Below are 21,478 nucleotides of genomic sequence, written 5' to 3' on the forward strand. Positions count from 1 at the left end.
AGCTCAGGCGGGCAGGGTGATGAGGAATTCGGTGCCTTCGCCCTCGCGGGTTTCTACGGTGAGGGTACCGCCGTGGCCCTTGGTCACGATGTCGTAGCTCAGCGACAAGCCCAGGCCGGTGCCCTCGCCGGGCGGCTTGGTGGTGAAGAAGGGCTGGAAGATTTTTTCCCGCACCTGCTCCGACATTCCCGTGCCGTTGTCAGAAATCAGGATTTCCACCACCGGGCTACCGGCAGCGCGGCGGGTGCGCACCGTCACGGTGGGCTGGTAGTTGGCCGGCCCGCCGGCTCCCGGCTGCGCCAGGTCGCGCTGGCGCTGGCGCACGGCGTGCAGGGCGTTGGTGCACAGGTTCAGCAGCACGCGGCCCATATCCTGCGTCACCATCACTACCTGCTCCAGGCTGGGGTCGAGCTCCTTGCTCAGGGTGGCGTAAAAGTCTTTGTCGGTGGTGCGCAGGCCCTGGTAAGCCAGCGCCAGCGAATCGGCGGCCAGCGCGTTTAGGTCGCCGGGCACGCACTCGCCGGTGCCGGAGCGCGAGTGCTCCAGCATGTCCTTAATAATGGACGATGCCCGCTGCCCGTGCTGGCTGATTTGCTGGAGGTTTTGCTTCAGGCCGGCCAGAATCTCGGTTTCCAGCACCGGCACGTGGCCATTGTGCTGCGGGTTCATGCCGTCGACGAGGTCGGTGCTGACTTCGGCGAAGTTTTTCATGAAGTTGAGCGGGTTTTGCAGCTCGTGGGCAATGCCGGCCGTGAGCTCGCCCAGGAAAGCCATTTTCTCGGCCTGCACCAGCTGGCTCTGCGTTTGGCGCAGCTGGTCCAGGGTGCGCCGGTTCACCTGCAGCTGGCGATAGATAAACACGCCCAGGGCCGACACCAGCAGCACCGTGAGCAGGGCGCCCAGCAGCAGCCACTGGCCCAGGCGCAGGCGCATGGCCTGCACCGCCTGGTCCTGTTTCAGGCTGGTAATTCGGGCGTTCTGGGTTTGCTCCAGCCGCTCGCTTTCGTACTGCGCCACATGAAAAGTGTTCTGGGCCGCATTGAGGGTATCGGTGAGGGCGATGTAGGCGTGGGAGTAGCGCTGCGCCTCGGCCGGCCGGTTGCGGTCGTCGTAGAAGGCAATGAGCTGCTTCAGGTATTCGGGCCGCAGGCGCTCAACGCGGCCGGCCGTGGCCTTGCGATAAGCCTGTAGCCAGTGCTTTTCGGCGCGGGCATCGTCGTGCCGGGCCGTGTAATACCGGGCCCAGGCGGCATCCAGCTCAAACTCGCCGGGCCTGCCCGACATGGGGATGTGCAGCGAATCGTCGAGCTGCTGCGCCTGCTGCAGGAGCTGGCCCGCCGACGCTACCCGCTGCATTTGCAGCAGCACCCGCCCCTTTTGCACCAGCGCATAGGCCTGGCTGAGCTTGCGCTCGGCGGCATCGCCGCTGTGGGTGGCCAGCACCGAATCCACCATGCGCAGGGCGGTATTGGGGTGGTTGCCCTCGGCGTAGAGGCGCGACAGCGCCAGAAAGGTAAATACCCGCTCCAGGCCCTGGATGCGCCGAAACTCCGGCAGGCGCAGGGCCTGGCCCAAGTACTGCACGGCCTTGGCGCGGTTGCCCCAGTCGGCGTACACGGCCCCGGTCACCAGCAGCTCACGCACGTAGAGCAGCCGGTCGTAGGTGCGCACCAGGTCGGCGGCGCGCAGCACGCTGTTTAGGGTGCGATTGTAGTCGCCCATGCGCCGGTAGTAGCCGCCCTGCGACACGTAGCAGGCGGCGATGTTCTCGGTGGCGTTGTGCACCCGGTAGTAGGCCAGCTTTTTCTCGTAGTAGCGCTGGCGGGAATCCATGCGGCTCAGCCGGTTGTAGAGCGTCACCAAATCAATCAGCAGCCACGGAATGGGCCGGCCCAGGCGGTCGAATTCCGTCACGGCTACCTTCATGGTATCCAGGGCGGCCGCATCGGCGCCACCTTGCTGCCACAGCACCAGGCCGTTGCGCAGGTGCCGGTAAGGGGCCGCCTCCAGCAGCTGCAGTTTCTGGTTCAGACGCAGCAGCTGGTCGAGCAGCGGCAGGGCCTGTACGTTGGTGGGGTGCAGGTCTATCAGGTGCTGCACCACCCGCAGGCGGGCCATGTCAGAAGCCTGTTGCGGCAAGGCACGGGTCAGCGAATCATAATCGGCCTCCCAGTAGTGCTGCCGGCCAACCGCCGGCCCACACATCACCCAGAAAATCAACACCGTAAGAATCCATCTCATATACAAAGCTGGGGCTTGACGGCGACGGGGAAACGCGTACCCTGTCCGTACTGTATTGCTGGTCGCGGCCACGGTAGCCGGAACGAAAAGCAATAGGATTGGCAGGACATCATCAGGGGCAGAAGCGAGTGGGAACTGGGCGAAAATTACGGCCAGACCGCCGGGGCGGACAACACCAACAGGGCCCGACGGTGTGCCGGCCCGCATTGGTCGCACAAAGATGAATTAATTACGCCACTCCGCTTTTAACAGACATCATTAAGTCAGTATATTACCTTCATTTTCAATATATTACTTGCTAAAAACCTGTTTGACGAAATTAATTTCCTCCTTCATAACTAGCGGGCCAAATTCGATACCTAATCAAGGTAGCGAATAATTTTGCCTTGTAATAAATCATATCTAAATTTATTGCAGCTTCTTAATTTCTCAGCAGTAGTGCATTAGTAGCCGCCATTGGGCCCGGTTTTGACTTGCCCCTGCTTTTTCAACCGGCCTGCTCCGCCTCGTTTCATCCCCTCACCGCATTCGCCCCTTCCCTATGCAAGCCTCCTCTGCCGAAGCGTTTATTGTGCGCGAGCTGCGCCGGGGCCTGGCCCCCACCCTCTACTACCACAGCCTGGCCCATACCCTCGACGTGGCGCAGGCGGCCCAGACGCTGGCCGCCGCCGAAGGCGTGACCGATGCCGAAACCCTGGCGCTGCTCCGCACGGCGGCCCTGTACCACGATGCGGGCTTCCTGCACACGTACGCGGGCCACGAAACCCGGGGCTGCGAGATGGGCCGTGCCACGCTGCCGGACTTCGGCTACTCGCCGGGCCAGATTGAGCTGATATGTGCCCTGATTATCGCCACCCAGTACCCGCAGGCCCCCCGCTGCCACCTGGCCCAAATCCTCTGCGATGCCGACCTCGACTACCTCGGCCGGCCCGATTTCGTGCCCATCTCCACCAGCCTTTTCCGCGAGCTGACGGTCCGCCAGCTTATCGCCGACGAATTTGCCTGGTTTCAGCTGCAGGAGCAGTTCCTCACGGGCCATCGGTATTGGACGGCCACGGCCCTGGCCCGGCGCAGCACGCCCAAGCAGGCCCGGCTCGCGCACATCCGGGCGCGCCTGGCGGCCTGGCCCGGCCCGCAGCAGGACGGTGCTTAAGGAAGCGTTATCAGGCGATACCACCGGTCCGACCGCCTAGGGCGGTCCGACCGGAGCAGACGATTACTGCCGCGTAACAGCAGCTACTTAATAGTCGGCCAGGCCGTTGCGCAGCGAGTACACTTCGGCAAAGCCATTGGCCAGCAGCAGCTGCGCAGCTTTTTGGCTACGCACGCCGCTGGCGCAGTGCACCACCACGGGCACGTCGGACTCAAAGCCAGCCAATTGCGCTGCCAATTGCCCCAGCGGCACCAGCTGCCCGCCAATGCTGCGGCGGGCGTGCTCATGCGGCTCGCGCACGTCCAGCAGCTGCAGCGGCCGGCCGCTGGCCTGCCAGTCCTTCAGCTCATCGGCCGATATTTCGGGGGCGCGGGCCGGGGCGGCGTCGAGGGGCGCTTCGCCACAAAAAGCCGCGTAGTCCGGGGCCAGCGCGGTGAGCTGCTGATTGGCCGCCACGGGCTGGAAGCGGATGGTCTGGAAGCGCATGCTCAGGGCATCCACCAGCAGCAGGCGGCCACTCAGCACCTCCCCTATTTCGAGGATGATTTTCAGGGCCTCATTCGCCTGCATGGTGCCGATAAGGCCGGGCAACACGCCCAGCACCCCAATTTCGGCGCAGTTGGGGGCGTCGCCGGGGGTAGGCGGCACCGGGTGCAGGCAGCGGTAGGTGGGGCCGTTTTGGTAATTGAATACCGAAACCTGTCCCTCAAACTTGAAGATGGCCCCGAACACCAGCGGCTTGCCCAGCACCACGCACGCATCGCTGACGAGGTAGCGGGTGGCGAAATTATCGGAGCAGTCTACCACCACGTCGTATTCGGCAAACAGCGCCAGCGCATTAGCCGCCGAAAGCACCACCTGGTGCGGCTGCAACACAATAAAAGGGTTTTGGGCGCGCAGCTTTTCGGCGGCGGCTACGGCCTTGGGGCGGCCCACGTCGGCGGTGGCGTAGAGGACCTGGCGTTGCAGATTGCTGTCGTCCACGGTATCAAAATCGAGCAGGCCGAGCGTGCCCACGCCGGCGGCGGCCAGGTATTGGAGCACGGGACAGCCCAGGCCGCCGCAGCCCACCACCAGCACGCGGGCGGCTTTGAGCTTCTGCTGGCCGGCCGGGCCTATTTCGGGCAGCAGCAGGTGTCGACTGTAGCGGTTGGTTTCGGCGGCGGAAAGCGGGGCGGCGGCTGGGGTCATGGTGGTAGCGGAAATTACGTGCTTCAGCACAATTACGTGGGTCTGCTGAAACAGTTGGCTGACGCAATTGGCGCAATGCTTCTGCAAATCTCGGGTGGGAGCGGCGCACCGGCAGCCGTTGCGGTCCTGACGTTGCTTGGGCAAGCGCTACCGTAGCGCATTGCATTCGGACGGGCCTCTGCCCTAAATTTGCCGAAGCACTCAAAACTACGGGTTGGCAAAACGAAATTTTTTCATGGGCGCTTTTTATTTAAAAAAATAGTTAAATGGCTTATCAAACCTCATTCTAAGCTCATAGGCCTGTTTTTTGGCGATGCGGAAACGGACGACTTCACCCAACGGCTGGCCCGTGCCCACCACCCGCCCGACCTGCCGCCCAGGCATCCGGTTGAACAACCGCGCCCCCGGAGCGAACTTACCGGCATGAAAGCTTGTCTCCCGTTTTTCGTCCTGGCCGCGCTGCTAGGCCTGTCACCCCGCGCCCGCGCCCAGAAAGCCGCCTCGCACGAGTTGCCCATCACGCCGGCCACCGCCGCCTGGGGCTATTATGATGCCGCCGCGCCGCCGGTGCTGCGCATCAAATCCGGCGAAACGGTGCGGGTGCACACGCTCATTACCTCCACGCCATCGCGGCTGGAAGGCGCGGGCCTGCCCGCCGCGCAGGTCGAGCCCAACCTGCGCGACATCACCGAGCACGTAACCAACAAAGGACCGGGCGGGCACATCCTCACCGGCCCCATCTTCGTGGAAGGCGCCGAGCCGGGCGACGTCCTGGAAGTACGCATTCAGCGCGTCGACCTGGCCATTCCCTACGCCTACAATGCTTTTGGGCCCAAAAGTGGCTTCATTCCGGAGGATTTCGGCTACGCCAAAATGCGCATTATCCCGCTCGACGCGAAGCAGATGGTGGCGCATTTCCTGCCGGGCATTGATGTGCCGCTGCGGCCGTTTTTTGGCAGCATGGGCGTGGCCCCGCCGGCCGCAGCGGGCCGCATCAACAGCGCGCCGCCCGGCATCCATGGCGGCAACCTCGATAACAAGGAGCTGGTGGCCGGCACCACGCTATATCTGCCGGTGCACGCGGCGGGCGCGCTGTTTTTTGTGGGCGATGGCCACGCCGGGCAGGGCAACGGCGAAGTTGATATTACGGGGCTCGAAACCTCGCTCACTGGCACGCTGCAGTTCATTGTGCGCAAGGACATGCACCTCACCCTACCCCGCGCCGAAACGCCTACCGCCTACATCAGCATGGGCCTGAACGAGGATTTAACCCTCGCCGCCAAAGACGCGGTGCGCGAAATGATTACCTTCCTAGTCACCGAAAAGCACCTCACCCGCGACGATGCCTACATGCTATGCAGCGTAGCCGGCGACCTCGACGTGACGCAGGTAGTGGACGGCACGCGCGGGGCCCACATGATTTTGCCGAAGAGCATTTTTGGGAAAGTGAAGGCAGCGAAGAAGAACTAGGCATTCTGGCGAACGTCAGCGGAATTTGGCCGTCATGCCGAGCGCAGCCGAGGCATCTGGCTATGATACAAAAAAGTCTGTTTTTATTCGTGTTGCTGGGCGCGCCGCTCGCCGTGCGGGCGCAGGTCGATACCGTGCGGGCCAGCACCCTGCCCGGCCCGCAGCTGGCCGAAAAAGCCTATAACAGCGGCCTGGCCAGCTTCAGCGAGCAGCGCTACCCGGCGGCGCTGGCCAGCTTCGACCAGGCCATTGCGGCCAAGCCCGATTTTGCGGCCGCCTACACCAACCGCGCCGCCACCCGCTACGAGCTGAAAGAGTACCCGCAGGCCCTAGCCGACTACGACCAGGCCCTGAAGCTGGAGCCCGGCAACTACGCCGGCTACTTCGGCCGGGGCCGTACCCACGAGGCCCAAAACCAGCGCAGCGAAGCCGAAACCGACTATTCCGAAGCCGTGAAGGCCAAGGCCGATTACGCGCCGGCCTGGTACAACCGCGCCGTGCTACGCTTTGAGAAAGGCGACTACCAGGCCGCCCGCGACGATTTCGACGGGGCCATCAAGGCCGACCCCAAGCTGGCCTATGCTTACCACGACCGCGCCAGCACCCAGCAGAAACTCGGCAACTATGCCGCTGCGACGCTGGATTATACCCAGGCCCTGACCTTGCAGCCCGAGCTGCTCGCGGCCTTGCTGAACCGCGCCACCGCCGAGCGCCACACCGGCCAGCTGCCCCAGGCCCTGAAAGACTACGACGCCTACCTGGCCAGGAAAACCGACAACGCCCTCGCCTATAACAACCGGGGTAGTGCCCGTTTCGAGAGCAAGGACTACGCCGGCGCCATTGCCGATTTCAGTCAGGCCCTACAAATCGACCCGAAGTACGCCTACGCCTGGAACAACCGCGCCGCCGCCCACCTCAAACTGGAGAAATACGCCGATGCCGCCGCCGATGCCAGCGCTGCCCTCAAGCTGAAGCCCGACTACGCCGAGGCCTATCTCAACCGGGGCCACGCCCGCGAAATGCTCCGCCAGGCCGACGAGGCCTGCCAGGACTGGCGCAAAGCCGCCGAGCTGGGCATTGCGGTGGGCAATAACTACGCGGCCGCCGCCGGCTGCGCGGGCGAAGCGGCGGAGTAGAGAAAAACGAGCACGGAGCTAACAATCAGAACGTCATGTCGAGCGCAGCCGAGACATCTCGCGTGCAATAGCAATCCAATCGATTCAACGGCTTCGAGCGAGATGTCTCGGCTGCGCTCGACATGACGGCCACACTTATTCCTAATTATCTGCTATGTCCTTTCCTATTCGCCTGCTATTCCTCCTTTTCCTCGCCGGCGCGGCCCTGCCCGCCGCAGCCCAAAGCATTGCCTTTACCAAAGACAATTTTGGCAACGAAAAGGACGGCCTGCGCGAAGCCAACCGCAAGCTAAAAGCCGGCGACGACGACTACCGCGCCGACCCGCCGCGCTACGCCCAGGCCCTGCCGCACTTCCTGGCGGCCCAACTGTTCAACCCCAACAATGCGGCCCTGAACGTTAAAATCGGAGACTGCTACCTGAATTCGGCCACCAAAACCGCCGCCCTGCCCTACCTGCAAAAGGCCGCTAAGCTTGATGCCACCGCCGATGCCCGCACCCACTACCTGCTGGCCCGAGCCCTGCACCTGAGCGCCAAGTGGCGCGAGGCCATGGCCGAATACCAGCTGGCCCCGCCCGTGGCCAGCAACACCCGCAACGGCGACGCCGGCACCATCACGCCCAACGACTTGCAGCGCCGCATGCAGGAGTGCCGCAACGGCCAGCAATTGATGGCCCACCCCACCCGCGTGTTCATCGACAACGCGGGGCCGGAGCTGAATTCGCCGGCCTCCGACTACGGCCCGGTGGTATCGGCCGACGAGTCGACCATCCTCATCACCTCGCGCCGGGAGGGCTCGACGGGCGGCAAGAAAGACCCGGAGGGCAACGACTTTTTCGAAGACATTTACCAGTCGACCTGGAAAGGCAAGGCCTGGAGCCGCGCCACCAACCTGGGCGCGCCCGTAAACACCGACGACCACAACGCCACCGTGGGCCTGGCCCCCGACGGCCAGCGCATGCTGGTGTACGTGGGCACCAACGGCGGCGATTTGCTCGAAACCACCCTCAGCGGCAGCACCTGGGACAAGCCCCACCGCCTCAACAACCGCATCAACACCAACGCCCACGAAACCTCGGCCAGCTACTCGCCCGATGGCCGCTACCTCTATTTCGTGAGCGACCGGCCCGGCGGCGCGGGCAGCTCCGACATTTATAAGGTGGACCTCGATGGCAAAAACACGCCCGTGAGCCTGGGTCCGGCCATCAATACGGCGTATGGAGAAGAAGGCGCATTTATGGCCCCTGATGGCAAAACACTGTACTTTTCCTCCGAAGGCCACAACTCAATGGGCGGCTACGACATCTTTAAATCAGTATTTGAGAATAGCAAGTGGAGCACGCCCGAAAACCTGGGCTGGCCGATTAATACGCCCGACGACGACGTTTTTTTCGTGACTTCGGCCTCGGGGCGGCACGGCTACTACAGCAGCGAGCGGCCCGGCGGCCTCGGCGCGAAGGACATTTACCGCATCACCTTTCTGGGTCCCGAAAAACAGCCTTTATTGAGCGAAGAAGACCAATTACTGGCCTCGCGCCTCGCGCCCATCAAGCAAATGGTGCTGGCGCCGGCCGTAGCGGTGGCCACGGCCCAGGTCACGATTCTGAAAGGCACCGTGACCGACGACGCCACGCACCAGCCCGTGGATGCTGCCATCGACCTGATTGACAACACCAGCGGCCAGACCATTGCCAATTTCCGCAGCAACACCACCTCGGGCCGCTACCTCGTGAGCCTGCCCTCGGGCACCAATTACGGCATCGTGGTGCGGCAGGACGGCTACCTGTTTCACTCCGAAAACTTCGACCTGCCCGCCGGCGCGGCCTTTGCCGAAGTGGTGAAGGACATTCCGCTCAAGAAGGTCGAAATTGGCACCACCATCGTTCTGCGCAACATTTTCTTCGATACCGGCAAGGCGACTCTGCGCCCCGAAAGCACCGCCGAGCTGGAACGCCTGCAAAAGCTCCTGACGGAAACGCCCGCCCTGAAACTGGAAATGGCCGGCCACACCGACGATGTGGGCGAAGCTGCCCTAAACCAGGACCTGAGCCAGCGCCGCGCCCAGGCTGTGGTCACCTACCTCACGCAGCACGGCATCGCTGCCAGCCGCCTCACGGCCGTGGGCTACGGCGAAAGCAAACCCGAAGTGCCCAATACCAGCAAAGGCAACCGCCAGCTCAACCGCCGTACCGAATTCAAGGTGACGGCCAAGTAGGCTGTAGCGCGGACTTTTAGTCCGCGTATGAGAGCTGCCATACGCGCACTAAAAGACCGCACTACAGTCGGGCAAAACGCCGTGTTCATCGGGTTCTGCCCTTCGATAATCGGAAAGCCGGTTCGCCGCCAAATGGCCCGTTCTACCTTGCAGCGTCTAAACCGCTGCCCAATCCGGCAGGTAGCATTTTCCGCTTGAAACTACTTCTCCGCTTTCTCTATATGCGCCGGCTGGGGCTGCTGCTACTGGCGCTGCTCGGGCTGCTGCTGTTTTGGACGCGGCCGGCCAGTGCCCAGCAGGTCTATCTGCGCCAGTTTGGCCCCACTGAAGGCTTTCGCCCAGCCTTCGTGTACGCGCTGTTGCAGGACCGGCAGGGCTACCTCTGGCTGGGCACCGGCGAAGGCCTCATTCGCTACGACGGCACGCAGTTCATCACTTTCACGAAGAAAGACGGGCTGGCCGAGGATTTTGTGGTGTCGCTGCGCGAGGAGCCCGCCACCGGCCGGCTCTGGGTGGGCCACTACCAGGGCGGCATTTCGGTAAAAAAAACGGCCGCCGGCTCATTCAGCCCTGCCAAGCGCAGCGCCGTGCCCGCCGGCCTGCGCCTGTCCGCCGACGGCCCGCCCCGCGTCGACACCGCCGCCATTGGCCACTACCTGAGGCGCTACCACCTGCGCCTGCCAGTCGGCACCGAAATCACCTGTCTGCTCGAAGACCGCGAGGGCAACGCCTGGCTGGGCACCGCCGGTCAGGGCCTGCTGCGGCATTCGGACCGGCATTTGCGAATGGAACCGTACCGGGTACCGACACCAAGCGACTTCCCCGTATTGGCTACTGTGCTCACAAACGGCATTGCAGAGGCTTGGCTTACGCAGTATGGCAATAGATTTTATCAATTAAGAGCAACCACTGATGTTCCTGCTGCGACTGGCAATCCGCGGGCTCCCCCTTTGCCTGACGAGGTGAAAGTGCTGCTGCCACGCCCGGCGCGGCTGGGCGGCGGGTTTTGGGTGGGAACTTCGACGGGGCTTTACGCTACTTCTAATCCCAACCACCTTCCACAGGCTATACCGGGCTTGTCAAACAACACTAATTTCAACATCACTGCTCTGGCTTACGCGCCCGGCTCCGGCCTCTGGATAGGCACCGCCGCCGACGGCATCTACCTATTGCCCGCCGATTCTTCGCTGCGCATCCGCCATTTCACCACCGCCAACGGCCTGCTGCACAACACCACCTACGCCCTGCTGGCCGACCGCAATGGCCGCGTTTGGGTAGCCACGCACGGCACCGGCATCGCCGCCTACGACCCCGCACTGGACGAATTCGTGCATTACCGCCTCGGCTCCGTGGGCCTCGATGCCAGCAGCCTGGCCGAGGATGCCGACGGCCGCATCTGGGTGGGCACCGAGGGCCAGAGCATCTATTGCCGCCAGCGCTCCGGCCAGTGGCAGCATCTCGCCGCCGTCAGCCAGCTGCCTTCCGACTATGCCTATGGCCTGCTGCCGCTGCCCGGCCCAGCCGGGCCGCAGCTGCTGCTGGTGCATCGCCAGGGCCTCACGCTGCTCGACTGCCGCACCCGCGTCTTCACGCCCCTCGCCACCACCGACGACCCGCTGGTGCGCGACTGCCTCGGGCCGGCTGCCCTGGCCACCAGCCCCGGTACGGGTACCATTGCGTGGCTAAGCACCCGCACCGGCCTGCTGCGCGTGGACGTGAATGCCGCCCGCCACCTCGTAGCCGCCCGCCGGCCCGGCCTGGCCATTACCGCAGTCGAAATCGACGGCGAGCCCCGCGCCCTCGATGCGCTGGGCACCTTGTCGGCCACCCGCCACCGCGTCAATTTCACCTTCCAGGGCATCAGCCTCAATGCCGGCGAAGCACTGATGTACCAGCACCGCCTGCGCGGCCTCGCCGATGAATGGAGCCACCCCGGCCCCGCCGCCGAAGCCCAGTTTCCGGGCCTCGATGCCGGCCAGTACGTGTTTGAGGCGCGGGTACGGCGTGGTGATTCCGGCCCGTGGAGCCCGGTGGTGGCCGCCACTTTTGACGTGGCTACGCCGGTTTGGCGCACCTGGTGGTTCCGCACGCTGGCGCTGCTGGCGCTGGCTGGGCTGGCTTATGGGCTGATACGCTTCCGCGAGCGCACGCTGCGCCGCACGCAGTTTGCGCTGGAGCGCGCCGTGCGCGAGCGCACCGCCGAGCTGCGCCAGCAAAAGGCGCATATCGAAGACATCAACGTCGATTTGATGGTGGCCCGCGACGCGGCCGAGGCTTCGCGCCGGGCCAAGGCGCAGTTTCTAGCCAACATGAGCCACGAAATTCGCACGCCAATGAACGCCGTCATCGGCCTCACCAACCTGCTGCAAGCCACCCGCCCCAACACCGAGCAGGCCGAATACCTCACGGCCATCGAGTCGTCGTCGCAGAACTTGCTGTTGATTATCAACGACATCCTCGACAGCTCCAAAATGGAGGCCGGTAAGCTCACGCTGGAACAGGTGCCCTTCCGCCTGCCCGAAGCCGTGCGCCGCCTGGGGGCCATGTTCAAATTTGCCACCGAGAGCAAGGGCCTGTTTTTCGCGGTGAACGTGGCCGACAACGTGCCCGCCGCCGTGCTCGGCGACCCCGTGCGCCTCAACCAAATCCTGGTGAACCTGGTGGGTAACGCCATCAAGTTTACCCGCGCCGGCGGCGTAACGGTGACGGTCGAAGTTGTGCCCGGGCCGGATTCGCAAATCCACCAATCCACCAACCCACTCATCCGCTTCGCCGTGCGCGATACCGGGATTGGCATCCCGAATGACAAGCTGGGGGCCATTTTCGAGGATTTTTCGCAGGCCAATACTTCCACCACCCGCGAGTTTGGCGGCACTGGCCTGGGCCTGAGCATTGCCCGCAACCTCGTGCAGCTGCACGGCGGCCAGCTCGGCGTGACCAGCGAGGAAGGCCAGGGCTCCGAGTTTTTCTTCGAGCTGCCCTACGAACTGGCCGATGCCAGCGCCGCCCGCCCCGACGCCCACGCCGGCCTGCTCACGCCCTTCGAGCCCGCCTTGCGCATCCTGGTGGCCGAAGACAACGCCCTCAACCAGCTCGTGGCCCGCAAAACCCTCGAAGCCTGGAACGTACAGGTCGTCATCGCCGAAAATGGCCACCTGGCCGTGGAGGCCATCACCGGCGCAACCCAGCCCTTCGACGCCATCCTGATGGACGTGCAGATGCCCGAACTCGACGGCTACGGGGCCACCCGCGAAATTCGCCGGCATTATCCCGATGCCGGCCAGCTGCCCATCATCGGCCTCACCGCCTCCGTGCTGCCCGAAGACCGCGCCCTGGCCCTGGCCGCCGGCATGAACGATACCCTCGCTAAACCCTTCGAGCCGGCCGTGCTCTACGCCCGTATTGCCCACTTCACGGGGCGGAGCACTGTCGGCAATGAAGCGGCCACCACCCCCAACGAAAAACATCCCCGCATCACTACCAACCCACCAACCCACCAATCCGCCAATCCACCAACGCTCAAGCCCAATTGGCACCTCCTGGAGGAGCTGGCCGGCGGCAACGAAAGCTTCCTGCGCCAAATCATCACCACCTTCCTCACCGAAGCCCCGGCCCTGGAGGCCCTGCTGGCCGCCACCTACCCCCATGACCCCGCCGCGCTGGCCAGCACCGCCCACAAGCTCAAGGGCCAGGTGGCGTATTTTGGGGTGCCGGTGCTGCACACCCAGCTCGACGAGCTGGAGCGCGCCGCCCGCCACCCGGCCCTGCCCTACTGCGAGCCGCTGCTCCACACCATCCGCCAGCAGCTGGCCGAGCTGTACCCGCAGCTGGAGGAGCGGGCCGGAACTTGAAAATTGACCGGTACGCCCTACATTCGTTACCAAAACCCCCTCAATTTTGCTTGTATATGGCTGTTTCTAATCTGCGTTGCTTAGTGGTTGATGACGACCCGCTCTCAGTTCAGGTAGTGCTCAATTGCATCAACAACACGCCATTTCTGACGGCCACCGGCAGCTTCACCAACCCCATCGAAGCCACCGAAGCCCTGCGTACCGCCCCCGTCGACCTGCTCTTTCTCGACGTGGAAATGCCGCTGCTTTCCGGCATCGAGCTCCTGGGCATGCTCCAGCACCCGCCGCTGGTCGTGCTCATCACCAGCAGCAAAGACTACGCGGTGCAGGCTTTTGAGCACGCCGTGGTCGACTACCTGGTGAAGCCCGTGAGCTACGCCCGCTTCCTGCAAGCCTCCCAAAAAGCCCTGGAAATGGCCGAGCGCCGCGCTACCACCACTCCCGACGCCATCGAAGTGCCCGACGCCGACGCCGATTTCACCTTCATGAAAGTCGACAACAAGCTCGTGCGCGTGGGCTTCGACGAAGTACGCTACGTGGAAGCCCTCGGCGACTACGTGCACATCGTCACGGGCCAGAGCAAGCTCATCGTGTACAGCACCATGAAGGCCGTGGAAGAGAAGTTTCCCAGCAACCGCTTCGTGCGCGTACACCGCTCATTCATTGTCAATTTCAACCGCATTCAGGCCCTTGAGGACAACTCGGTCATTGTGGAAGCCAAGCACATTCCCGTGGGCCAGACCTACCTGCGCGAGGTCATGCAGCGCCTGAACAAATTCTAGCCACCGCGCTTTCCCCCTGTCTACTTCTCTGATATGCGCTTTTCATTAGCCGTTATTTCCGCCAAAACCTCACTGCTGGCCGCCCTGCTCATGTTGGTGGGCTTTGCCGCCCAGGCCCAGCAGGCCGGCGATACCACCAGCATAAGTTGCGGCCCGCCGCTGCCCCGCATGCTGTGCGTAGACCTCGACGGCCGCCCATCCATCGACGAGCCCGCCGGCCCCTTCACCTACCAATGGCACATGGGCGATGGCACCACCCTCACCGGCCCCACGGTGAGCTACTGCTACAAGGAGCGCAAGAACTACGTGGTCGAGCTCGACGTCATCGTGGATAAAACCGGCGAAATCCGACGTGGCCAGAAGTACATCCCCGTCAACCTCGTGCAGCAGGATATCATCGATTTCACTACCACCACCCGCGTGCACGTGGGCCAGCCCGTGTCCTTCGATTCGCCCGAGGCCCAGCTCATCACCTGCCGCAACGTGCAGTATGTCTGGGATTTTCGCGATGGCACCATTATGCAGGGCCGCACGGCGCAGCATAGCTTCCGCCGCCCCGGCACGTACTCGGTGCGCTTCAGCATGCGCGGCTACGGCTCGCAGGACTGCGTGGCCAGCCACTGCGTTTCGCGCGAAATCGTAGTTGAGCCCTAAGCTGAGGGGCAGATACAACTCCCTGGCGGTGCTGATACCGTGTTATACTCGTCCCGAAGTAGAGTGCGGGGTCGTACCCTACTTCGTTTTTCGCAATCCACTTCGTGACGAGTATAACTAATAGAACGTCATCCTGAGCGGAGCGAAGGATGACAAACGCTTAGAAGCTGTATTCTGAGTCAATGCTGCCGCTCGTGCTACGGCGCTTCGTTTGGTACCGGCGGGCCTTCGCGCAGCAAGTCCAGCACCAGCTCCCACAAATGCTCATACGGGATGATTTCGACCTCGGCAAAGGCCTCGCCGGGTGGCTGCGTGTCGCGCAGCTGCTGGAGCAGGGCTTTGCCGCGCTCGGCAATGCGGTCGGCATCGAAATTCTTTTCCACGATAATCGACAGCAGACGCAGAAACAGGCGGCTCCGCAGCGTGTTGGCTTCGTACAGATGGCGCTGCTGGTACTTGCGCAGGCGTTCCAGGCGTTGCATCACGGCTTCCAGGTTGCGCTCGCGCAGGAAGTGCAGCAGCTGGAGCACCAGAATGGCCACGTTGTGGCCTCGCTTGTCGCGGCTGTATTCGGGCAGCATCAGCACCCATTGGGCCAGCTGCCGCTGGCGGGCCGTGGTATTGCGGGCGGGCGGCACCACAAAATCGACGTACGACCGATATAAGTCCCACCGCTGCAAGGCCGTATCCCGCTGAATGGAATAGGCCGGGTTCTTGGCGATAATGCCCATCAGCTGCTGCGCTCGCTCGTATTGCTGGGCGTGCAAAGCCAGCAACACGTAGTGCTCCTGAAAATAAAACCAGTTGTGGGACGACGGGTGAAAATCCCGGTTGTACTCATCGGCCAGCCGCAGGCCCTGCACCGGCTGCCGGCTGCGCAGGTAGGCATACACGCTCACAAAATGGTTGAAGCGAATATCAAAGCGCCGGTCGTTCAGCTTGCCCGCCCGTAGCCGCCGCGAGGCCAGCGCCGTCACCCGAATCATCTCCTGATAGTTGCCTTGCAGCTCCTCGTAGGCCAGCCGGGCCCGGTACACAATGTTATAGGTAGTGAAGCTGCGGGCCCGGCGGTGCAGGGCATCGAGCTGGGCAATGCGGTCGGGCAGCACGGCCAGCACGGCCCGGCGGGTTGCCACGGTTCCGCTCAGGGCCAGCTGGGTTTCGGTGTGCAGCTGCTCGGCCTCGTCCTCCCAGGCCAATACCTGCTGCGCGCGCTGAAATACCTTAGCTGCTTTCTTATAAAGGATAGTTTGCTGCCGCTCGGCGTGCAGGTTGCGCAGCATGCGGGCGCACATCACCACGTATTGCGTAAACTCGCCGGCTTCGGCCAGCCGCAGGCAGCGCTGCAGCAGCCGTTCCGACAGCTTGTACTCGCGCTCGGCATACAGAATACTCACCTTGTGCAGCAGGTCCAGGCATTCCAGCTCGTAACGCCGCGACACCAGCAACCGGGGGTCGGAGTGGTCCAGGAAGTACAGCTGGTTGAGCAGCTTGCTGCGCACCCGCGACTGCAGCTTGTGCAGGGCCCGCACATTGGCCAGCGTAGTCTTGCCATATAAGGCTTTCACCACCTGTAATTGGGTGGCTTCCGGCGACTTATTCAGGGATTCCACGAACTGGTTCTCTTTGTTCGCCTGATTGTTCCGCAAATCCAGGATTGGCAGAGAAGACAAACTACGCGATGTCACAATTCGCGCCAAATTCGCAATTTCATTCATAGAAAAAGTGCCTTAGAAGCCATAAATCAGAATTTTTGTAAAATTTTTCCTCTTAAAACCGATGTCTTAAAAACCGGTATACTTTCCTTTTTTAATACCAGCACAACAATCACCTTTGTATCATGATATAATGGGGTGTTTTTGAGCGATGATGTCACAATTTGGCTTGTTTTTCCTAAAAGTTCAAATAAAATTGTGTGATTGCCTGTATCCAATAGTCTTTTCAGAAAAAAAACTTTTTTTATTTATTTAATTTATCAATATAATTTTAGTCAGTTCTAGCGCAATATAGTCCTTTTTTAAGCCCCATGGAGGCCACAACTTTGTGTCAATCAATCACCTAATGCACCTTCCAACTCCTCCATATCGTGCTGAACCTCCTCGCCATCGCCCTCTTTCAAGTTGCCAGCTTTTCTTCTGTTGGCGCACAGTCAAACGTTGCCAAACAGGCTTCGACAGCCCCGGCTATTGTGACCTCAATTTTGCCAGGTGGCACGGGCGGCTGGGGCGGCGACATTGCTCTTGATGGCGGCACCGGTGGCTGGGGTGGCGATGTTGCTGTGCTTAAGGACGGCGGCACGGGCGGCTGGGGCGGCGACATTGCTCTTGATGGCGGCACCGGCGGCTGGGGCGGTGACATCGCCATGCTTAAAGACGGTGGCACCGGCGGTTGGGGCGGCGACATTGCTCTTGATGGCGGCACCGGTGGCTGGGGTGGCGATGTTGCTGTGCTTAAGGACGGCGGCACCGGCGGTTGGGGCGGCGATGTTACCATGACCAAGGATGGCGGCACGGGCGGCTGGGGTGGTGACATCGCCCTCGACGGTGGCACGGGCGGCTGGGGCGGCGACATCGCCTAAACGGGCGGCACAATTTCATCCTTATATTGCCTATTCACCTTGGTGAAATAGTAATATTCGATGCTCGTTCCAAAGAAAAATCCCTCAGGAGTTCTGCTTTGGCTTATCTTCAGCTCCCTGCTGGCTTGTAGCTGCTCCTCAAAAGGCAGCCCGCATGAAGCCATCCGAATAAGATGGGTCCACGACCCCGAAACCATTAACCCGATGGCCCTCGTCAACCAGACCGCCGTTGAGGTAAACAACCTGCTTCACCTCAGCCTGATACAGGCCGAAGTAACAAACCACCAGTACGTGCCAGCCCTGGCCGTCGCATTGCCGGAAGTCCGGCTGGTTGGCGACTCGCTGATGCACATCACCTATGAGCTGCGGCCGGTGGCCGCGTGGGACGATGGCCGCCCCATACTGGGAAGCGACGTAGCTTTCACCGTCAAGCTCATGTTTTGCCCGGGCCTGCCCAATGAAGTAGTCAGAAACCAATACCACTTTATTAAAGCGGTAATTACGGACCCGGCCACCCCGCGCCGGTTCACCATTGTGTGCTGGGGGCAGGCGCCGGAATACGTAAAGGCCACCGGTGATTTTTATATCCTGCCGGCCGCCACGCTGGACCCCGCCGGCCGCCTCAGCCGCTTCACCCTGGCCGAGCTGCAACACCGCGCGCCAACTGCCCCCGCCGATACGGCCCTGCAAGCCCTGGCCCGCCAATACCAGCAAGGCTATGCCGGCCACTCGCCGGGGCAACTGCCCGGCTGCGGGCCATACGAGCTGGTGAGCTGGGAAAAAGACCGTTTCCTGTATTTGCGGCGCAAGTCCCACTGGTGGGCCGACCAGCTGCACCCCACGCCCCTGATGCTCCGGGCCAAGCCACAGCAGCTGGAATACGTCATTATTCCGGATGTGGCCACGGCCATTCTCGCCCTGCGACGCGGCGAGCTGGATGTATTTCCGCAAATGCCGGCCCGCGAGTTTGAGCGCCTGCGCACCGCCCCGGCCACGCGGGCAGCACTGCAGTTTTACACCACGGACTCCTACAATGTGGTGACGGCGGGCTTCAATACCAGCCACCCGGCCCTGGCCGATGCCGCTACCCGCCGGGCCCTGAGCCGATGCTTTGATGCCGGCCGCCTGATGAAAGCCACCCAGCTGGGGGCCGGCCAGCGCACCGTGGGCTTCATCAGTCCCTCCGACACGGCGAACTACAATCGTGCGCTGTCCCTCATCCCCTTCGACCCCATTCAAGCAGCGGCCTTATTGCGCCAGAGCGGCTGGCGGCGGGCGGCCGCGCCCACGGCCGGCTGGTTCCGGCCGGGCCCCGGTGGCACGCGCCAGCAGCTGCGCCTAACCATGCGCTACCGCGCCGGCGACCCCTTGCTTACCACCATCGCGCTGCAGTTTCAGGCAGCTACGGCCCCGCTCGATATCCCGGTTTCGCTGCTGCCCACCGAAGCGGGGTCTTTTTCGGAGGCCTTGCGCGTCGGCGATTTCGACATGTATGCCCAAGTGCTGAAAGGTAATCCGTTTATGTTCAACTTCACGTCTTTTTTGCATTCGCAGGGCATTGGGGTGAGCAATTTCACGCGGTTCAGCACCCCGGCCAGCAACCGCCTCATCGAAGCCATTGCCACCGCCAGCAGCAACGCCTCCCGGCAACGGCTTCTGCGCCAGTTCCAAGCCCTGATGCAGCAGGAGATGCCGATAGTGCCGCTGTTTTTCCTCCCCAGCCGCACGGTGGCCGATAAACGCCTGAGCGGGCTGAACGTGGGCAGCCTCAAGCCGGGCTACCTGGCCACTACCATCGTGCGCACGGCCCGGGCTACTCCTGCTCCGTAGTGCATGGCCGGCTTTATTTTCTGGCGACTAGCCCGCACTTTCCTGGCAATCTGGGCATTGGCATCGGGCGTATTCCTGCTGAGCCGCCACGACCTCGACACGGCCCTGCGCCTGTCGCTGCCCGATGCCACCAGCCAAGCGGGCTCAGGCGCGGCCCTGCTACCCGAGCGCCAGCAGGCTGCTCAGCAGGCCCTGCGCCGGCGATTTGGCCTCGATTTACCCGTTTTTTACGTGAGCCGCGGGCCGGCTTCGCCCGCCGGGGTGCGGCCCTGGCATTGGCATGGCGGCCGCAACCAGTACCACCAGTGGCTGCGGGGGCTGGCGCACGGCGATTGGGGCACCTCGTTTCGGACGGGCCAGGGCGTGGCCGGCCGCCTGCGCCACGCCCTGGCTTTCACGCTGCCGCTCACGGGCACGGCGGCCTTGCTCGCGGTGCTGAGCGCGCTGGCCCTGGCGCAGCGCCTAGCCACGGCCCCATGGTGGCAGCGCCCCCTGCGGGCGGTGCTGGTGGCCGTGCACGGGCTGCCGCTGTTCGTAGTGGCCTTGGTGCTGCTGCTGGTATTTGCCAATCCCGATGTGCTGGACTGGCTGCCTACGTATGGCCTCGGCAGCCCCAATGAGCTGAACACGAGCACCACCCAGCAGCTGACCGATGGTTTCCTGCATTTAATTCTGCCCGTATCAGCGCTGGTTATTACGGCCGTGCCCGAGCTCACGCTTCAGCTCACCGCAGCCCTGCAGCAGGAGCTGGGCACCGCCTACGCCACCACGGCCCGCGCCAAAGGCTTGTCGGCAGCGGCCGTGGTGCGGCACCATGCCCTGCGCAATGCCTTGCTCCCCACCCTGGCCCAAATCGCCGAGTTCCTGCCCGCCCTGGTGGCTGGGGCTGTGGTGGTAGAGGTCGTGTTTGCCCTGCCGGGTATGGGCCGCCTGCTGGCGGAGGCCTCCGCCGCCCGCGACTATCCCGTGCTGATTGGCGGCGTGCTGCTCACCGGTGCAGTTCGCCTGCTGGCCCTGCTCCTCGCCGACTTGTGTTATTTATGGGCCGACCCCCGCATCCGTTGGCAGTCCTGACCGCCTTCCGCTTCACCTGGTGGCAGCGGCTGGCATTGGGCTGGTTGGTTTTGCTGGTGCTGGTGGCGGCAGCAGCGCCCCTGCTGCCCCTGCCCTACCCGCCGGGCCTGCCCGATTTGGCCAACATGGCCGTGCCACCATTCAGCGCCGCCCGGCACTGGCTGGGCACCGACCCTCAGGGGCGCGATGTGCTGAGCATTCTGGTATATGGTGCCCGCACGGCCGTGCTGCTCACGCTGCCGGCCGCCCTGCTGGCGGCACTGGTGGGGGGCCTGGCCGGGGCCGCCGCCGGCTTTTGGGAAAATTCTGCCCGGGTGCCCCTGACCTACTGGCTGGTGGGCACGGGCGGCACGTGGTGGGTTTTGCAGCTACCGTTGCCCACGCTCGGGTTGGGGCTGATGCTTATCGGCGCACTGTTGGCGTGGCTGGCGCGCTTACAAAACCGCCCGCTCCCTACCTGGCCACTCCCGGTCGATGCCCTGGTGGTAGGCACAGCCACGGCCCTCGACACCATCCCGCGCCTGATTGTGGTGGTGGCCGTGGTGGCGAGTATCGGGCTTTCGGCCCCCGGCCTGCTGGCGGTAATGGTTCTGACCGCGTGGCCGCCAATGGCCCGTTTGGTGCGGGCCCAAATGCTGCGCGTGCGCCAGCTGCCGTTTATAGAAGCAGCACGGGCGGCCGGCCTCCCGGAACGGCAGATATGGTTTCGGCACGCGCTGCCCCATGCCCTGCACCCGCTCCGCACCGCCTTGCCGCTGAGCGTTGCGGGGCTGCTGGGCCTGGAAAGCACCCTGTCGTTTCTGGGTATTGGCCTGCCCCCAGAGATAGCCAGCTGGGGCCGGCTGCTCGCCACCGTGCGCGATGAGCCCAGTGCCTGGTGGGCCCTACTTTTCCCATCTTTATTGCTCACCCTGAGCATATTGAGCTTAAACACCTTAAGCCGGATGTCCACATCAAGGGCTTAATTCCCGGCGTATAAAAAGGTGCGGTTATTTAATAATTAAGCAGAACGAGGATATTAATCCGATGTCACAATTGGTTCTTTTTTCAGAGAGCTAAGGGCCTTTTACATCGAGCACCGATTACAACTATCCATCTGAAAATCATTTGTTTGACGAAAATACATTTTATATACGTTTCGTTTAATATAATTTTACCCACTATAAATTATCAGAAGCCACCGCATTATCTCAATTTTTCAATGTCACAATTAGTAGCATAATGTCCTTTTATGGGCATAAGAGCCGCCGTAACATTGTATTGATTTTAACCTAAGCCCTCGCTGCTTTCCCCAGGTAGCGCA

General features: G+C 62.8%; 14 protein-coding genes. 11 read left to right on the forward strand and 3 right to left on the reverse strand.

The window, feature by feature from the left end; genetic code table 11:
- Positions 1–3 precede the first annotated feature (3 nt).
- Positions 4–2,241, reverse strand: a complete 2,238-nt coding sequence (locus KQ659_RS19110; RefSeq protein WP_226915717.1) for a sensor histidine kinase — start codon at positions 2,239–2,241, stop codon at positions 4–6.
- 541 nt (positions 2,242–2,782) lie between these two features.
- On the opposite strand from KQ659_RS19110, the gene KQ659_RS19115 reads away from it, so the two are divergent.
- Positions 2,783–3,394 carry an HD domain-containing protein gene (locus KQ659_RS19115; RefSeq protein ID WP_216679625.1) on the forward strand — a complete coding sequence of 204 codons (612 nt, stop codon included), beginning with the start codon at positions 2,783–2,785 and terminating at the stop codon, positions 3,392–3,394.
- Positions 3,395–3,481: 87 nt separating this feature from the next.
- Here the strand turns inward: KQ659_RS19115 and moeB are convergent, their stop codons facing one another.
- Positions 3,482–4,585, reverse strand: a complete 1,104-nt coding sequence (gene moeB, locus KQ659_RS19120; protein ID WP_216690591.1) for a molybdopterin-synthase adenylyltransferase MoeB — start codon at positions 4,583–4,585, stop codon at positions 3,482–3,484.
- Positions 4,586–5,008: 423 nt separating this feature from the next.
- On the opposite strand from moeB, the gene KQ659_RS19125 reads away from it, so the two are divergent.
- From KQ659_RS19125 to KQ659_RS19150, 6 genes are all read left to right on the forward strand, one after another.
- A complete protein-coding gene (locus KQ659_RS19125; protein WP_216690590.1) occupies positions 5,009–6,055 on the forward strand; it encodes an acetamidase/formamidase family protein in 1,047 nt (348 codons plus the stop codon).
- 62 nt (positions 6,056–6,117) lie between these two features.
- Complete coding sequence (locus tag KQ659_RS19130; RefSeq protein ID WP_216690589.1) at positions 6,118–7,191, forward strand: tetratricopeptide repeat protein; 1,074 nt, start codon at positions 6,118–6,120, stop codon at positions 7,189–7,191.
- A 154-nt stretch (positions 7,192–7,345) separates the two neighbouring features.
- Positions 7,346–9,406 carry an OmpA family protein gene (locus KQ659_RS19135; RefSeq protein WP_216690588.1) on the forward strand — a complete coding sequence of 687 codons (2,061 nt, stop codon included), beginning with the start codon at positions 7,346–7,348 and terminating at the stop codon, positions 9,404–9,406.
- Between the two features lie 194 nt (positions 9,407–9,600).
- Positions 9,601–13,257: a hybrid sensor histidine kinase/response regulator gene (locus KQ659_RS19140; protein ID WP_216690587.1), complete on the forward strand. Its 3,657-nt coding sequence runs from the start codon at positions 9,601–9,603 to the stop codon at positions 13,255–13,257.
- 56 nt (positions 13,258–13,313) lie between these two features.
- Positions 13,314–14,039: a LytR/AlgR family response regulator transcription factor gene (locus KQ659_RS19145; RefSeq protein ID WP_216690586.1), complete on the forward strand. Its 726-nt coding sequence runs from the start codon at positions 13,314–13,316 to the stop codon at positions 14,037–14,039.
- A 33-nt stretch (positions 14,040–14,072) separates the two neighbouring features.
- Entirely contained in the window at positions 14,073–14,693 is a 621-nt protein-coding gene (locus KQ659_RS19150) for a PKD domain-containing protein (RefSeq protein ID WP_216690585.1), read from the forward strand.
- Positions 14,694–14,890: 197 nt separating this feature from the next.
- Here the strand turns inward: KQ659_RS19150 and KQ659_RS19155 are convergent, their stop codons facing one another.
- Complete coding sequence (locus KQ659_RS19155) at positions 14,891–16,342, reverse strand: hypothetical protein (protein ID WP_216690584.1); 1,452 nt, start codon at positions 16,340–16,342, stop codon at positions 14,891–14,893.
- Between the two features lie 539 nt (positions 16,343–16,881).
- On the opposite strand from KQ659_RS19155, the gene KQ659_RS19160 reads away from it, so the two are divergent.
- The 4 genes from KQ659_RS19160 to KQ659_RS19175 all read left to right on the forward strand — a co-directional run bounded on the left by KQ659_RS19160 (position 16,882) and on the right by KQ659_RS19175 (position 21,140).
- On the forward strand, positions 16,882–17,271 hold the full coding sequence (locus KQ659_RS19160) for a hypothetical protein (protein ID WP_216679616.1): 390 nt from the start codon (positions 16,882–16,884) through the stop codon (positions 17,269–17,271).
- A 204-nt stretch (positions 17,272–17,475) separates the two neighbouring features.
- Entirely contained in the window at positions 17,476–19,101 is a 1,626-nt protein-coding gene (locus tag KQ659_RS19165; protein ID WP_216690583.1) for an ABC transporter substrate-binding protein, read from the forward strand.
- Between the two features lie 3 nt (positions 19,102–19,104).
- A complete protein-coding gene (locus KQ659_RS19170) occupies positions 19,105–20,175 on the forward strand; it encodes an ABC transporter permease (RefSeq protein ID WP_216685811.1) in 1,071 nt (356 codons plus the stop codon).
- The gene (locus KQ659_RS19175) at positions 20,163–21,140 is read left to right on the forward strand and encodes an ABC transporter permease (RefSeq protein WP_216690582.1); all 978 of its coding nucleotides are present in this window, start codon (positions 20,163–20,165) and stop codon (positions 21,138–21,140) included. The genes KQ659_RS19170 and KQ659_RS19175 overlap by 13 nt, the downstream gene beginning before the upstream one ends.
- Positions 21,141–21,478: the final 338 nt, after the last annotated feature.

This window comes from Hymenobacter siberiensis (assembly GCF_018967865.2).
Taxonomy (GTDB): Bacteria; Bacteroidota; Bacteroidia; order Cytophagales; family Hymenobacteraceae; genus Hymenobacter; species Hymenobacter siberiensis.

Bases quoted from the DNA above. Each gene is read 5' to 3' on its own strand.
- KQ659_RS19150 (WP_216690585.1), top strand. From the start codon at position 14,073: ATGCGCTTTTCATTAGCCGTTATTTCCGCCAAAACCTCACTGCTGGCC.
- KQ659_RS19110 (WP_226915717.1), bottom strand. From the start codon at position 2,241: ATGAGATGGATTCTTACGGTGTTGATTTTCTGGGTGATGTGTGGGCCG.
- KQ659_RS19170 (WP_216685811.1), top strand. From the start codon at position 19,105: ATGGCCGGCTTTATTTTCTGGCGACTAGCCCGCACTTTCCTGGCAATC.
- KQ659_RS19115 (WP_216679625.1), top strand. From the start codon at position 2,783: ATGCAAGCCTCCTCTGCCGAAGCGTTTATTGTGCGCGAGCTGCGCCGG.
- KQ659_RS19145 (WP_216690586.1), top strand. From the start codon at position 13,314: ATGGCTGTTTCTAATCTGCGTTGCTTAGTGGTTGATGACGACCCGCTC.
- KQ659_RS19135 (WP_216690588.1), top strand. From the start codon at position 7,346: ATGTCCTTTCCTATTCGCCTGCTATTCCTCCTTTTCCTCGCCGGCGCG.
- KQ659_RS19125 (WP_216690590.1), top strand. From the start codon at position 5,009: ATGAAAGCTTGTCTCCCGTTTTTCGTCCTGGCCGCGCTGCTAGGCCTG.
- moeB (WP_216690591.1), bottom strand. From the start codon at position 4,585: ATGACCCCAGCCGCCGCCCCGCTTTCCGCCGCCGAAACCAACCGCTAC.
- KQ659_RS19130 (WP_216690589.1), top strand. From the start codon at position 6,118: ATGATACAAAAAAGTCTGTTTTTATTCGTGTTGCTGGGCGCGCCGCTC.
- KQ659_RS19165 (WP_216690583.1), top strand. From the start codon at position 17,476: ATGGCCCTCGTCAACCAGACCGCCGTTGAGGTAAACAACCTGCTTCAC.